The sequence below is a fragment of the Actinoplanes sp. L3-i22 genome, from assembly GCF_019704555.1.
Taxonomy (GTDB): Bacteria; Actinomycetota; Actinomycetes; order Mycobacteriales; family Micromonosporaceae; genus Actinoplanes.
Genome location: NZ_AP024745.1, coordinates 7,017,483 through 7,031,488, shown reverse-complemented (window position 1 = coordinate 7,031,488; position 14,006 = coordinate 7,017,483). Strand labels below are relative to the sequence as shown.

General features: G+C 73.2%; 11 protein-coding genes. 4 read left to right on the top strand and 7 right to left on the bottom strand.

Features of this window, described 5'->3' with window-relative positions:
- Nucleotides 1-141: 141 nt before the first annotated feature.
- The 3 genes from L3i22_RS31615 to L3i22_RS31605 all read right to left on the bottom strand — a co-directional run bounded on the left by L3i22_RS31615 (nucleotide 142) and on the right by L3i22_RS31605 (nucleotide 4,911).
- The gene (locus L3i22_RS31615; RefSeq protein WP_221321150.1) at nucleotides 142-1,749 is read right to left on the bottom strand and encodes an aldehyde dehydrogenase family protein; all 1,608 of its coding nucleotides are present in this window, start codon (nucleotides 1,747-1,749) and stop codon (nucleotides 142-144) included.
- Nucleotides 1,746-3,497: a 2-oxoadipate dioxygenase/decarboxylase family protein gene (locus L3i22_RS31610; protein WP_221321149.1), complete on the bottom strand. Its 1,752-nt coding sequence runs from the start codon at nucleotides 3,495-3,497 to the stop codon at nucleotides 1,746-1,748. Before L3i22_RS31610 ends, L3i22_RS31615 begins: the two co-directional genes overlap by 4 nt.
- A 277-nt stretch (nucleotides 3,498-3,774) precedes the next feature.
- A complete protein-coding gene (locus L3i22_RS31605; protein WP_221321148.1) occupies nucleotides 3,775-4,911 on the bottom strand; it encodes an FAD-binding oxidoreductase in 1,137 nt (378 codons plus the stop codon).
- A gap of 88 nt (nucleotides 4,912-4,999) precedes the next feature.
- Between L3i22_RS31605 and L3i22_RS31600 the strand changes: the two genes are divergently transcribed.
- Entirely contained in the window at nucleotides 5,000-5,902 is a 903-nt protein-coding gene (locus L3i22_RS31600) for a LysR family transcriptional regulator (protein WP_221321147.1), read from the top strand.
- Nucleotides 5,903-5,935: 33 nt separating this feature from the next.
- Here the strand turns inward: L3i22_RS31600 and L3i22_RS31595 are convergent, their stop codons facing one another.
- Nucleotides 5,936-7,180, bottom strand: a complete 1,245-nt coding sequence (locus L3i22_RS31595) for an MFS transporter (RefSeq protein ID WP_221321146.1) — start codon at nucleotides 7,178-7,180, stop codon at nucleotides 5,936-5,938.
- Nucleotides 7,181-7,329: 149 nt separating this feature from the next.
- Here L3i22_RS31595 and L3i22_RS31590 point away from each other — a divergent pair, with 149 nt between their 5' ends.
- The gene (locus L3i22_RS31590) at nucleotides 7,330-9,033 is read left to right on the top strand and encodes an alpha/beta fold hydrolase (RefSeq protein ID WP_221321145.1); all 1,704 of its coding nucleotides are present in this window, start codon (nucleotides 7,330-7,332) and stop codon (nucleotides 9,031-9,033) included.
- 54 nt (nucleotides 9,034-9,087) lie between these two features.
- Here the strand turns inward: L3i22_RS31590 and L3i22_RS31585 are convergent, their stop codons facing one another.
- Nucleotides 9,088-9,657, bottom strand: a complete 570-nt coding sequence (locus L3i22_RS31585) for an NADPH-dependent FMN reductase (protein WP_221321144.1) — start codon at nucleotides 9,655-9,657, stop codon at nucleotides 9,088-9,090.
- 126 nt (nucleotides 9,658-9,783) lie between these two features.
- Here L3i22_RS31585 and L3i22_RS31580 point away from each other — a divergent pair, with 126 nt between their 5' ends.
- On the top strand, nucleotides 9,784-10,410 hold the full coding sequence (locus L3i22_RS31580) for a hypothetical protein (protein ID WP_221321143.1): 627 nt from the start codon (nucleotides 9,784-9,786) through the stop codon (nucleotides 10,408-10,410).
- Nucleotides 10,411-10,431: 21 nt separating this feature from the next.
- Here the strand turns inward: L3i22_RS31580 and L3i22_RS31575 are convergent, their stop codons facing one another.
- Both L3i22_RS31575 and L3i22_RS31570 read right to left on the bottom strand, forming a co-directional pair.
- Nucleotides 10,432-12,378, bottom strand: coding sequence for an AarF/ABC1/UbiB kinase family protein (locus L3i22_RS31575; protein WP_255657313.1), 1,947 nt, complete (start codon nucleotides 12,376-12,378; stop codon nucleotides 10,432-10,434).
- Nucleotides 12,379-12,413: 35 nt separating this feature from the next.
- Nucleotides 12,414-12,971, bottom strand: coding sequence for a dihydrofolate reductase family protein (locus L3i22_RS31570; RefSeq protein WP_221321142.1), 558 nt, complete (start codon nucleotides 12,969-12,971; stop codon nucleotides 12,414-12,416).
- Between the two features lie 78 nt (nucleotides 12,972-13,049).
- Here L3i22_RS31570 and L3i22_RS31565 point away from each other — a divergent pair, with 78 nt between their 5' ends.
- A complete protein-coding gene (locus tag L3i22_RS31565; protein WP_221321141.1) occupies nucleotides 13,050-13,952 on the top strand; it encodes an RNA polymerase subunit sigma-70 in 903 nt (300 codons plus the stop codon).
- Nucleotides 13,953-14,006 lie beyond the last annotated feature (54 nt).

Below are 14,006 nucleotides of genomic sequence, written 5' to 3'. Positions count from 1 at the left end.
GCCGGGCGCGCTGAAGGCCTCGGCGCCCGGCAGTATGTTCTCCCCGGTCGGCCCGGTCCGGACGGTGCATTTCGCGACGGCGCCACCGCGGCAGGAAGTTTCCTTCATGGCCGCGCCGTGCGAACCCGCGCCGGGAGCCGGTCAGCTGAAGAAACTTACGTTCTGGGCCAGGGACAGCTCGCTCGAATAGTTGATCGTGTTGGTGGCCCGTCGCATGTAGGCGCGCCACGCGTCCGATCCCGACTCGCGCCCGCCGCCGGTTTCTTTCTCACCGCCGAACGCGCCGCCGATCTCCGCCCCGGACGTGCCGATGTTGACGTTCGCGATCCCGCAGTCGGATCCGTCGGCGGCCAGGAAGCGCTCCGCCTCCTGCACATCCCGGGTGAAGATCGAGGACGACAACCCTTGGGGTACGTCGTTGTGCAGCGCCACCGCCTCCTCGAATGTCTCGTAGGTGAGCACATAGAGGATCGGGGCGAAAGTTTCCTCCCGGACCACCGCGGTCTGCCGCGGCATCCGCACGATCGCCGGCTGGACATAAGCCCCGCCACCGCTCGCGGGCTGGATGGAGGTGCCGCCGTCAGCGGCCACGTGCGCTCCGCTGTCAGCGGCTACGCGTGCTCCGCTGTCAGTGGTTACGCGTGCTCCGCCGTCAGCGGCTACGCGTGCTCCGCCCGCTACGATCTTGCCGCCCTCGGCCTGGGCACGGTCCAGCGCGGCCGTCATCGACGCCGCGGCGGCCTCGGTGATCACCGGTCCGACCAGGGTGTTCTCGTCGAACGGGTCGCCGATCGGCAACCGTCCGTAGACCGCGGCCAGCTTCTCCACGAACTGGTCGGCGACGTCCCGGTGGACTATCAGCCGGCGCAGGGTGGTGCAGCGCTGCCCGGCTGTCCCGGCCGCCGCGAACACGACACCGCGCAGGGTGAGCTCGAGGTCCGCCGATGGGGCCACGATCGCCGCGTTGTTGCCGCCGAGTTCGAGCAGCACCCGGCCGAACCGGGCGGCGACCCGCGGCCCGACCTCCCGGCCCATCCGGGTCGAGCCGGTCGCGCTGACCAGGCTGACCCGCGGGCTCTCGACGAGGAGGGAGCCGAGGTCGCGGTCGCCGAGCAGCAGCCGGTGCAGGTGGGCGGGCGCGCTGGCCCGCTCGATCGCCCGGTCGAGCAGGTGGCTGGTGGCCAGCGAGACCAGCGGGGTCAGTTCGCTGGGCTTCCACACCACCGCGTCGCCGCAGACCAGCGCGAGCGCGGTGTTCCAGGACCAGACCGCGGCCGGGAAGTTGAACGCCGAGATCACGCCGACGACGCCGAGCGGATGCCAGGTCTCGGCGAGCCGGTGACCGGGCCGCTCGGACGCGATCGTCTTGCCGTAGAGCTGCCGGGACAATCCGACTGCGAAGTCGCAGATGTCGATCATCTCCTGGACCTCGCCGAGCGCCTCCGAGCGGATCTTGCCGACCTCGATGGTGATCAGGTCGGCGAGGTCGGCCTTGTGCTCGCGCAGCAGCTCGCCGAGGATGCGGACGAGTTCGCCGCGCAATGGGGCCGGCGTGGTCCGCCAGGTCCGGAACGCCTCGTCGGCCTCGTCGATCGCCCGGATCGCCTCGTCCGCGGTGGTGGCTCGGAGCCCGAAGAGATTGTCACCGGTGATCGGGGAGCGGGCGAAAAGATCCGTCCCGTCGGGCACGGTGGCGCCGATCCGGGCAAGACTGGTCCGGGCGCGTTCGCGCAGCTGGTCGGTGTTCATCGGGTTACCTCCGGGGTGCCGGGCTGGGTGACGGCTGTGCCGAGCTGGGTGGCGCCTGCGCCGGGCTGGGTGACGGCTGTGCCGAGCTGGGTGGCGCCTGCGCCGGGCTGGGTGACGGCTGTGCCGAGCTGGGTGGCGCCTGCGCCGGGCTGGGTGACGGCTGTGCCGAGCTGGGTGGCGCCTGCGCCGGGCTGGGTGATGACTGTGCCGAGCTGGGTGGCGACCGCCGCGATCGACGCGGCCTGTTCCTGGGCGTAGAGCGTGAACGGGTCGTGGATGTCCCGGCCGACCGCCCCGGCGAGCCAGTCCTGGTCGTAGGCGACGGCGGCCTGGGTGGTGTCGCGGGTGCCCTCCGCGCTGAGGTTGGACTGGAAGATCCCGGCGGCCGAGCGAGGCAGGAAGTCCTCGTAGACGATCGGGGTGGCGGTCACCCAGCCCTGGTCGACCAGTTCGGCGAGGCTGCGCGGCGGGGTGGCGGCGCTCGGCCGGACCGGGCTCACGGTATACGCGAAATAGGCGAGATCGGCCTCGCGCAGACCCGCCTCGGTGTCCGGCAGGCCCTGCGCCCAGACATCGGCCGCGATCTCGGCGCGCAGGCCCCCGGGCGAAGCCGAGCCCGGGGCCGCGATCTCAGCGCGCACGCCGTCGGACGACGCCAGGCGGCGGCCCGCAATCTCGGCGCGCATGCCGTCGGACGAAGCCGGGCGCTGGCCCGCGACCTCGGCGCGCACGCCGTCGGACGAAGGCGGGCGCCGATCGGAGGTGGCCGGGCGCTGATCGGCAGCGGCGAGGCGCCGGTCCACCTCGGTGAGCAGCGCGTCGTAGCGGGCCCGCCCAGCCGGCGTGAGCGCGATGCCCCGCGCCTCCACCTCGCCGAAGCGCACCCGCAGCGCCCCGGTGCCGATCGTGCCGTCGGCCTCGCGCATCGTCCGAGCCTCGGCCAGCGCCCGGAACGACGTCTGCCGCAGCAACACGTCCGGGCCGTGCCAGCGCGGCGGCCCCTGGATCTCGTCGATCATCGAGATGCCCAGGCCGGTCATCCGGCGGTAGAGCTCGTCGATGTCCAGCACACGCGGCGTCAGGTGGTTGACGTGCGTGCTGCGGACGCCCCCGATGTCTGCGGCGACGGCGGAAATTTTCTCCAGCTCGCCGTACCAGGCCCGGTCGACCGGCTCGGGAGACAGCTCGAAAGCCTGCACCGCGCGGCGAAGGAAGTTTTCTGCGTCGTCCTCGGCCAGGCCGCCCTCGCGTTCGGCCCGGTCGGCGAGCTCCAGCAGCTCCGGCCCGAACAGCTGCCGGCCGGCCAGGAACGTCTCCAGCCGCTTGCGGAGTTCCGGCGTGAAGAACCGCGGGTCGGCCGGGGTCAGCATCGAGGTGAAGACCCGGAACGGGTTGCGCGCGAGCTCCCCGGCGTCGATCGGCCGGAACGCGGTGGAAATTACCGGCACCGAACTGCTCGCGGCGTCGCGCAGGTCGTAGAAGCCGACCGGATGCATGCCGAGCGCCCCGAAGATCCGGGCGACCTGCCCGAGCTCGGCCGGCGTGCCGACCCGGATCGCGCCGTGCCGCTCCGCGGTGATCCGGCCGATCGAGCCCAGGCGTTCGGCGGCGCGGCCGTCCCGGCGTACCACATCGGTGTTGACCTGTTCGGAGACCTGGACCAGCGTGGTGTAGGCGGGAACCTCCCGCCCGTACATCGTGGAGAGCTCCTGGGCGAACCTCGCCCGGAGCCGCCATTGCGGAACCATTGCCGTTCCCCTTCTGCTGACGAAAACCACCGGAAGTGCTGACGAAAACCACCGGAAGAAACCTGCGGCACGAAACCACCGGAAGAAACCACCGCACGAAACCACCGGAAGAAACCACCGCACGAAACCACCGGAAGAAACCTGCGGCACGAAACCACCCGAAGAAACCACCGGAAGAAACCACCGCACGAAACCTGCCGGGCGAAACCCGCTCGACGAAAGCCACCGGACGATGTCCGATACGGAGACCACGAGACGACGTGTGCGCCGGCGGCCGTCAGACGATGTGCGACTCGGGCCGCCCGCCGGCCCCCGCGACGAATCGTTCCGCGGTGAGCGGCCCGACGTCCACCACCGGCGCCCGGTCCAGATAAAGATCCCGGATCACCTCGCCGACCGCCGGCGCCTGCAGGAAACCATGCCCGGAGAACCCGGTCGCGTAGAAGAAATTCGCCGCCCGGCCGATCAGCGCGTTGTGATCCGGCGTCACCTCGTAGAGCCCGGCCCACCCGTTACGCAGCCCGACGTCGAGCAGCCGCGGAGCCCGCACCCCGATCGCCGCCCCGAACCGCGGCAACCACTCCTCCGAGTAGTCCAGGTGAAAGCCCGGCTCCTGATCCGGATCGGACATCCCCATCAGCAGCCCCGGCCCCTCGCGATGGAAGTAGAACGTGCTGGCGAAGTCGATCGTGAACGGCACCGCCCCGGTCAACTCCGGCATCGGCTCGGTGAAAATGATCTGCCGCCGCAACGGAGTGACCGGCAGCGACGTCCCGGCCAGCTCCCCGAGCGCCCCCGACCAGGCCCCGGCGGCACAGACCACCGCCCCCGCCGCGATCGTCCCGCGATCGGTGGTGACCGTGCCACCCGCCATGTCGATCCCGGTCACCGCCACCCCGGTGAGCAGGGTCGCCCCGTGCCGCCGGGCGCCCCGGGAATAGCCGAGCACCACCGACTCCGGCGTGCAGTGCCCGTCGTCGGGCGACCAGGCCGCGCCGAGCAGCCCGTCGGTCTCGATCAGCGGGGAGAGCGCCTTCGCCTCGGCGGCACTGATCATGCGACTGCGCACGCCGAGCGAGTTCTGCAGGGCGACGTCACGCTCGAAGGAGGCGACATCCTCGGCGGTGGACAGCAGGAACAGATAGCCGGACCGGTGCAGGTCGATCTCCTGCCCCGGGCGCCGGGTGAAGTCGGCGAACGCCCGCAGGCTGCGCGCGCCCAGCTCGATGTTGATCCGGTCGGAGAACTGCGCGCGGACGCCGCCCGCGGCCCTGCACGTCGAGCCGCCGCCGAGGTCGTCGCGCTCCAGCAGCACGACGTCGCGGACACCGGCTTCGGCCAGGTGAAAGGCGGTGCTGACGCCGATCGCGCCACCACCGATGACGACCACTGCAGCGGAGCCGGGGACGTTCATGAACCCATCATGGGGCGGGATTTTCGTGCAGGTCCATTCTCAATTCGTACGCGGAAATGTTTAATTCCTCTGAACGGTCGGAGGTGGCGTGGACTGGTCGAGCGTGCAGCTGCGATCGCTGGTCGAGCTGCGCCGGCGCGGGACGGTGACCGCCGTCGCGGCCGCCCTCGGCTACACGCCCGGCGCGATCTCGCAGCAGCTCAGCGCGCTGGAGCGGGCGGCCGGTGTGCCGTTGCTGCGCCGGGCCGGCCGTCGCGTGGAGCTGACCGGGGCGGGCCTGGCCCTGGTCGAGCACGCCCAGCGGATCCTGGACATCGACGCCTCGGCGACCGCCGCCCTGGAGCGCAGCCACGGCGCGATCGCGGGTGAGCTGCAGGTCGCGCTCTTCGCCACCGCGGCCGCGGACATCCTGCCGGTGCTGCTCGCCCGGGTCCGGCAGCGGCATCCCGGCCTGGTCGTGCGCAGCCGGGAGATGGTGGTCGACGACGTCTACGACGCGGTCTCGTCGGGCGCCGCGGACCTGGCGATCGGCCTGGAGTACCCGGACGTGCCGATCCGCCGCGACCCGGCGCTGCGGGTGGTGCGCCTCTACCGGGAACGGTTCTCGCTGGCGGTGCCGACCGGGTCGATGCCGCGGTCCGGGGCGGTGAGCCTGGCGGAGACCGGGGCGCCGGTCGGCTGGATCCTGCCGCCCGAGGACACCCACTACGGCCAGGCGATCCGGGTGGTCTGCCGGCGCGCCGGCATCGAGCCGGAGCTGCGGCACGAGGTGAACGACACGGCCGCGTCGCTCGCCCTGGTCGAGGCCGGGATCGGGGTGAGCACGGTGACCGGGCTGATGCTGCGGCTGCGGCCGTCGCGTTTCGACGTCCTGCCGTTGGCGGAGACGTTCGAGCGGCACATCGCCGCGGTGGTCCGGACCTCGGCGGACCAGCGGCCCAGCGTGGCGGCGCTGGTCCAGGTCCTGCGGGAGCTGGCCCAGGACACCTGAGAGCGGCCAGGCGTCCGCGCCGGAGGAGAGCGGTCAGGCGTCCGCACCGGAGGCGATCGAGACGCGCCGCAGCGGCGGCGAGCACAGCGCCCACACCGTAGCGGCCCCCTGGATCACACCGCCGGCCAGCAGCAGCGGCCGCGCCCCGGTCCAGCCGGCCACCGCCCCGCACACCGCGTAGGTCACCGGCAGAAGCCCGAAGATGGCGAACGACATCAGGCTGCCCACCCGGCCCAGCATCGGCCGCGCGGTGGCCGCCTGCACCAGGCTCGTCGCCGAGCCGCCCGCGAGGGTGAGGAAGAAACCCAGCCCGGCCAGCACCGCCACCGTCGCCGGCAACGGCAGCGCCAGCCCGGCGACCGTGGTGAGCAGCGCCTGCCCGGCGGTCGCGCCGATCATCAGCGACCCGGTGCCGGCCCCCGGCAGCAGACCGAACCCGAGCAGCGCCGCCCCGGTGGTGGCGCCCGCGCCCAGCGCCCCCAGCATCAGGCCCAGGCCGCCGGCGCCCCACCCGACGGCATGCGCCAGCAGCGGCAGGCCGACGTTGAGCGGCCCGGTGAGCCCGGCGCCCACCAGGATCGTGAAGAGCAGCAGGCGGGCGAGCGTACGGTGGTCCCGCGCATAGCGCAGCCCGGCGGAAAGCTCCGCCGTGAAGCCCGGGCCGTCCGGAGCGCGGGCCGGCGGCGCGATCGGCACGACGCGCAGCGCCAGCACCGAGACCAGGAAGGTCGCCGCGTTGGCCGCGAACACCCAGCCCACGCCGAAGCCGATCAGCACGCCGCTGATCGGCGGTCCGAGGAACTGGGCGAACCGGGTCGCCAGGGTGCGCAGCCCGTTGCCGGTCGGCAGCGCCTCGGCCGGCAGCAGGTGCGGCAGCATGGTGGCCAGCGCCGGCTGGAACATCGCGTCCACCGCGCCGAAGACGATCACCACCGCGAACAGGCCGGGCAGTCCACCGGTCCCGGCGAACGCGGCGAGCGCGGCGACGGTCATCACGGCGGCCCGCAACAGGTCGCTGCCGAGCATCACCCGGCGCCCGCCGAGCCGGTCGGCGAGCACGCCGCCGCCGAGCATCAGCGCCGCCCGGGGCACCGCGGCCGCGGCCAGCAGCACGCCGACCGTGCCGGGCGACGCGCCCAGCCGCAGCGCGGTCCACGGCAGCGCCAGGAAGTAGAGCTGGTCGCCGATCAGCGAGACGAAGTGCCCGGCCAGGAACGTGCGGAAGGCCGGCCGGCGCAACGGGGTGGCACGCAGCCGCACTGCGGTCGGGTCCGGCACGCATCCACCTCAATCGAATCGATGAATGTCAGTCTATTCACTTTCGGCCGCCCCGAGCGCAGGCCGTGCGAAAGCAGAGCTCCGGCTGTGAGGAGCCTGGGCGATTTTGGTGACCGCGACGTGACACGTACACCGGTATCAATCTCCTCATGACACGACACAAGCGATTGGCCGCCGGGATCGGGGTGCTCGTCGTCGCCGCCGGTGCGATGGTCCTGCCCGCACCGGCCGCTCAAGCCGGCGCGGCGTCATCCAGCACGGCGTCACCACAGGTGACCTGGGGTACGTGCGTGGCGTACCCGGACGCGACGCTGGAGGCGATGGGCGTACCGGCCGAGGAGCTACCCCGCTTCCGCGCCCTGCTCGCCCGCACCGACTGCGGCACCGTCCAGGTGCCCCTCGACTACCACCACCCGAACGGCCGGCAGATCACCGTCGCGATCAGCCGCCTGCGGGCCACCGACCAGCGCCACAAACTGGGCAGCATCGCGGTGAACCCGGGCGGCCCGGGCGGCAGCGGCTACCTGATGCCGCACGAGCTGGCCCTGACCAGCCCGCAGTTCGCCACGCTGAGCGAGAAGTACGACCTGATCGGCTTCGACCCGCGCGGCGTCGGCTACAGCACCCGGGCCGAGTGCGCCCACCCCGGCGGCGACGTCGTCCCGCCGGAGATCCCGCCCGGCCCGCTCACCGAGGCGACCGCCAAGCAGATCTACGACTTCCAGACCACCGTGAACCGGACCTGCTGGCAGAGCAACGCCACCTTCCTCGCCCAGCTGACCACCGCCAACGTGGCCCGCGACCTGGACCGGGTGCGCGCCGCGCTGGGGCTGCGGCGGATCAGCTACTTCGGCGTCTCCTGGGGCACCCTGCTCGGCCAGGTGTTCCGCAGCCTCTACCCGCGATCGGTGGACCGGATGTGGCTGGACAGCGTGGTCGGCCCGACCGCCAACCGGCTCGACTCGCGGTTCCACGACGTGACCGCCGCCGACGAGCGCAAGGTGTCGCACTGGGCCGCCTGGGTCGCGCAGCGGGACGCGACCTACCACCTCGGCGACACCACCGGCGAGGTGGTCGCCCTGGTCAAGCGGCTGAAGAAGCGACTCGACGCGTCGCCGATCGTGTTCAGCGACCTGGACGAGCAGATCGACGGCAGCCTCGCCGCGTTCCTGGCGGTCGCGCCCAGCCCGGCGTGGGCGGACGCCGCGGCCGGCCTGGCCGCGCTGGCCACGGCGAAGTCCGGTGACCCGGTGCCGGACGCGCTCCGGCCGATCATCGTGCCCGATCCGGCGGAACCGACCGATCCGAGCGAGCCGCCGGCCGACCTGCCCGAGCAGTTCAACGACGTGGCCGGCACCGCGATCCTGTGCAACGACGACACCAGCCCGCACGACTTCCCGACCTTCTGGAAGACCTATCAGAGCTGGCAGCGGGACTTCCCGGTGGCCGGGAGCCTGAGCATCCCCACGCAGCGGTGCGCCGGCTGGCCGATCCCGGCGGACGAGCCGTTCCGGCTGCGCCGCTCGAACGGGTCGCTGCAGTTGTCCGGGCACGTGTGGGAGAGCCCGACGCCGTACCCGTGGATCGCCCAGGTCCAGGCGGCGATCGGCGGCACGGTGTTCACCGTCCAGGACGACATCCACGGCTCGGTCGCGCGGGTTCCGGAGTGCACCGAACACCTGGCGGCGTACTTCCTGACCGGCCGCCCGGACTCCGGCGGCTGCACCGGGGTGACGCCGCCGGACACGACGGCGACGGCGGCGACGGCGATGGCGGCGACGGCCTCCACCGCACTGGCCGCGGAGCCGGCGACGACCCCGGCCGGCACCCACTGGAGCTGGCCGGAGCACTGATCCGTTCCGCCGCGGTGGCCGGCCTGCCGGCTGGTCACCGCGGCACCGCCCGGTCTAGCCGCGCAGCGGGCGCAGCGCGCCGGTGAGGCGCACCAGCTCGTCGAGCATCGCCTTGCCGGACGCCTCGACCTGCGCGGACGGCGCGAACCGGCCGTCGTCACCGATGAACTGGGTGAACATCGGCACCGACACCGCCTCGGTGACCGGCACGATCTTCAGCGAGGCGAGCACCGGCTTGATCGCGGTCGCGGCGCGCAGCCCGGCCGAGACGCCGCCGTAGGAGACCAGCCCGGCCGGCTTGTCGTTCCACTCCACGTACAGGTGGTCGAGCGCGTTCTTCAGCGACGCAGGGAAGGAGTGGTTGTACTCCGGGGTGACGAACACGTAGGCGTCGGCCCGCCGGGCGATCGCGCTCCAGTCCTTGGTGTGCTGGTGCTTGTACTGTCCCAGCCGAGGGTGGTTCGGCTCGTCGAACAGCGGGAGGCCGACCTCGGCGAGGTCGACGAGCTCGACGTCGAAGCCGCCGTGGGCCTCGGCGACGCGCTGCACCCACTGGGCGACCGCGAAGCCCTTGCGCCCGTCCCGGGTGCTGGCGGCGATGATCTGCAGAACCGGACTCGACATGCTTGCTCCTTCAACTTTTACGCAAGACCAATCTAAGACCCTTTCCCGGTACGGCGTCGGCCGGGCGCGCCCGGTCACCACGTCGTAGGAAATTTTTGTCGGTGGTCGTCCATAGGATCTGCCGGCATGAACGGGGAATTCGACGTGCACCTGACCACGCCGGCCGTCCAGCGCCGCGAAGCCGAGGCGACCGCCCGCCGCGACGGCCTGCGATTCCGCGACATCGTCCTCGACCGCGGCCGGCATCCGGGCCAACCCATGATCAACTTCAAGATCAACGGCCCTTGGGCGTACGTCGTGGAGGCCGTCCACGACGAACAGACCCGTCTCCGCGACACCGGCCTCGACGTGGTGCGAACGAAGATCGCGATCGGCCCCGAGGCCGGCGGCGTGCCGGTCCGCGACGCCGAGGCCACCGGCGAGCGCTACTTCGAGCAGCACGTGAAGGTCCGCCTGGACCCCGGCCCGGTCGCGGCGCTCGGCGCGCTGGTCACCCCGCACCGCGCGCGCCTGTCCCGCAGCGCCGGCGGAACCGGCCACCGGTTCGTGACCCAACGCTTCCACCGCGCGGGCCGCACCACCGCGCTGGCCCGGTTCATGGCGCTGCGCGGCGAGCTGGCCGCCGCCGGCCACGAGATCCTGGAGGTCCAGGAGCGCTACGTGGTCCGCGACACCGCTCCGGCCCTGGACGCCGGCTGGTTCGCCGACGCCGGCCCGGTGCCGCCGCCCGCGGGCCCGCCGGCCCCCGCGTGATGACCACGCGGATACCGGGTGTCAGTCCCGGCGCAGAATGATCGCCAGCACGCGCAGGACCAGCACCACCGAGACGACCAGCAGGCCGTAGCCCAGGACCGGGAACAGCCCGACCGACGCCGTCACCCGCGGCCCGTCGCCGCTGCCCAGCAGCAGCGTGGCCATCACCCCGGCGGCCGCGCCGATCACCGTGAGCAGGGCCTGGTGGACCAGCCCGGTGACCACCCGCCGGTCCTGGTCGTCGGAGAACAGCCGGACGTTGAGCCGCAGCCGCCCGTTCTCGGCCGCGTCGCCGAGCCGGTCCAGGCGGCGGGGCAGCCCGCGCAGCATCGGCAGCAGCGCGACCAGCTCCTCCTCGACCGCCCGCGGCGCGAACGTGCCGAGGATCCGCCGGCTGCCGGACTCGCGGGCCTGGGCGATCAGGTCGAACCCGGGCCGCAGCAGCCCGAGCGTGCCCTCCAGGGTGGCGAAGGCCCGGAAGACCGCGGCGACCGGGGCGGGCACCCCCAGGCCGTACGCCGTGAACGTGCGCAGCAGCGCGGAGACCGCCGCCACCCCGGCGCTGCTGCCCGGGGCCGCGTAGCGGACCAGCAGCATGCCCAGCGCCCGCTGCAGGTCCCGCTCGTCCACGTCCTCGTTCCGGTCGGCGAGGTCGAGCAGCGCGTCGCTGGCCCCGACCGCGTCCCCGCGCCCGACCGCGGCGAGCAGCCGGCCGACCGCGGCCCGGGTGACCGCGTCGAGGCGGCCGACCGAGCCGAGGTCGAGCATCCCCAGCGACCCGTCCGCCGCCACCAGCAGGTTCCCGGGGTGCAGGTCGGCGTGGAAGATCCCGTGCACCAGCACCTGGTCGAGCAGGCTGTCGAGCAGTCCGGCGGCGATCCGGTGCCGGCGCTCGTCGTCGAGCCCGTCCAGGACGGTCCCGGCCGCACCCAGCGGCGTGCCGGGCAGCCGGCGCATCACCAGCACGCGTTCGGAGCTGAGCTCGGCGTACGCGAACGGCACCTCGACCCCGCGCCCGGGTGAGGTGGCCAGCGCCGCCGCCATGGTCTGCAGGTTGTCGCGCTCGACGGTGAAGTCGAGCTCCTCGCGCAGCGCGTCGGCGAAGCCCAGGGCGAGCCGCCGCACACCGAGCGACCGCCCCCACGAGGTGCGCGCCTCCAGCACCCCGGCCAGCCGCAGCAGGATGTCCAGGTCCCGTTCGACGACCGCGGCGACTCCCGGCCGGCGCACCTTGACCACCACCGGGGTGCCGTCGGCCAGCCGGGCGGCGTGCACCTGCGCCACCGACGCGGCGGCCAGCGGCTGCTCGTCGACCTCGGCGAGGCCGGCGCCGAGCCCGGCCAGCGCCGGGGCGATCTCGGCCCACGGCACCGGCGCGGCCCGGTCCTGCAGCGCGGTCAGCTCCTCGACGAACTCGGCCGGCAGCAGGTCCCGCCGGGTCGACAGCAGCTGCCCGACCTTGACGAAGGTGACCCCGCCCTCGTCGAGCGCCTCCCGCAGCGACCGGGCCAGCTTGCGGCGCGCGGCGGCCGAGGTCGGCCCGGGCCGGGCCGGCCCGCGCAGGAACCGGCCGAGCCCGTGCCGCAGCGCGATCCGCACGATCGTCGAGTACCGCCGGGTCCGCTCGACCCGCCGCCGCAGCCCGCGCCAGGTCTCCACCGGCCCGGGCAGCGACCCGGCCGGCAGCAGCACCTCCAGCACGACCAGGGCGGTCATCGCGAGCAGCGCGGCGATGCTGGCCGCCGCCAGGACCAGCAGGGTGCCCTCGAGCGCGGTCACGCTCCCCGGGTCGGGCGGCGCGAGCGCGGCCAGGATCGGCGAGGTCACCAGCGTCGCCAGGACGCCGGCCAGCAGGGTCCGCCCGGGACCGACGCGGACCCCCAGCAGCCGCCGGATGACCGCGGCGAACGCCAGCACGGTCACCGCCAGGAACGGGATGAACAGCAGCACCGAGAAGGCCTTGGTCACGCCGCCGACCATATCGGCCACCGCAAATGCGATGATCAGTCGCGGACCCGCCGGAGCTGGGTCAGGACCGTCGGGCCGACCTGCTCGACCATGGTGATCTCGAAGCTTCCCGGCGTGCTGAACAGCCGGTCGCCCTCGCCCGTCACCAGCGGGAACGTGACCAGGCGGTACTCGTCGACCAGATCGGCCGCGGCGAGCTGCCGGATCAGGCTGAGGCTGCCGATCACCACGATGTCGGTGCTCTCCCGGGTCTTCTCGACCCAGGCGACGGCGTCGCCGCCGATCGCCCGGGAGTGCTGCCACCGCTGCGGGTCGATGCCGGTCCGGGTCGCGACATGCTTCGGTACGTCGTTCATCCGCTTGGCGAAAGCACCGTCGCGCCCCGGCCACAGGGCGGCGAACGCCTCCCAGGTGCGCCGGCCGTACAGCTGGACGCCCCGGTCCATCCGGTCGCCGAGCCGGAACTTGTCGTCGGCGACCGGCCCGGACCCGTAGCGGAACGCCCAGCCGCCGTATCCGGTGCCGCCGCGCCCGTCCGGGTCGGAGACCACGCCGTCGAGCGTGGAAAACTGAGTGACGATGACGTCGCCCATGGTCGGATCCCTTCGGTCGGAAACTCTCTCACCGACCACATACCGGCCCGGGCCGGTGAACTCATCGGAGAATCCGCCATGTTCGAAGAATTCCGCGGCGATCTGCTCGCGCACTGCTACCGGATGCTCGGCTCGTTCCAGGAGGCCGAGGACCTGGTGCAGGAGACGATGCTGCGCGCCTTCACGGCCGCCGATCGGTACGACCCGGCCCGTGCCTCGGTGCGCACCTGGCTGCACCGGATCGCGACCAACGCCTGCCTGACCGCGCTGGACGGCCGGGCCCGCCGCCCGCTGCCGAGCGGTCTCGGCCCGGCCGGCGACGACCCGTACGCGCCGCTGACGCCGAGTCGTGAGATCCGGTGGCTGCAGCCGTTCCCGGACGCCCGGCTCGGCGACCCGGCGGACGCCGTCCTGCAACGGGCCGGGCTGCGGCTCGCGCTGGTCGCGGCGCTGCAGCTGCTGCCGGCCCGGCCGCGGGCGATCCTGGTGCTGCGCGAGGTGCTGCAGATGTCGGCCGCCGAGACGGCGCAGATCCTGGACTGCAGCGTCGCCGCGGTGAACAGCGGCCTGCAGCGGGCCCGGACCGCGCTGCGCGCCGCGTCCCCGTCCCCGGACGCGCTGCGCGAGCCCGCCGACCCGGCCGGGCAGGCGGTGGTCGCGCGGTACGCGGCCGCGTTCGAGGCCGCCGACGTGCCGGCCCTGACCCGGTTGCTGGCCGAGGACGTGGTCCTGGAGATGCCGCCGGTGAACCTCTGGCTCGCCGGCCGCGATCACTATCGGACCTTCATCGAGCGGGTCTTCGCGATGCGCGGCCCGGGCTGGCGCCTGGTCCCGATCGCCGCCAACGGCAGCCCGGCCCTGGCCGCCTACACCCCGGCCGGCGCCCCGCACTCGATCCAGCTCTTCACCGTCACCGGCGGCCTGATCCGGTCCTCGGTGTCCTTCGTCGACCCGGCCCTGTTCGCGCTGTTCGAGCTATGAGCGGAACCGGGCGAGGCGGTAAGGGCCGGGGCGGCCCGGCCGCGCGCTGGCGGG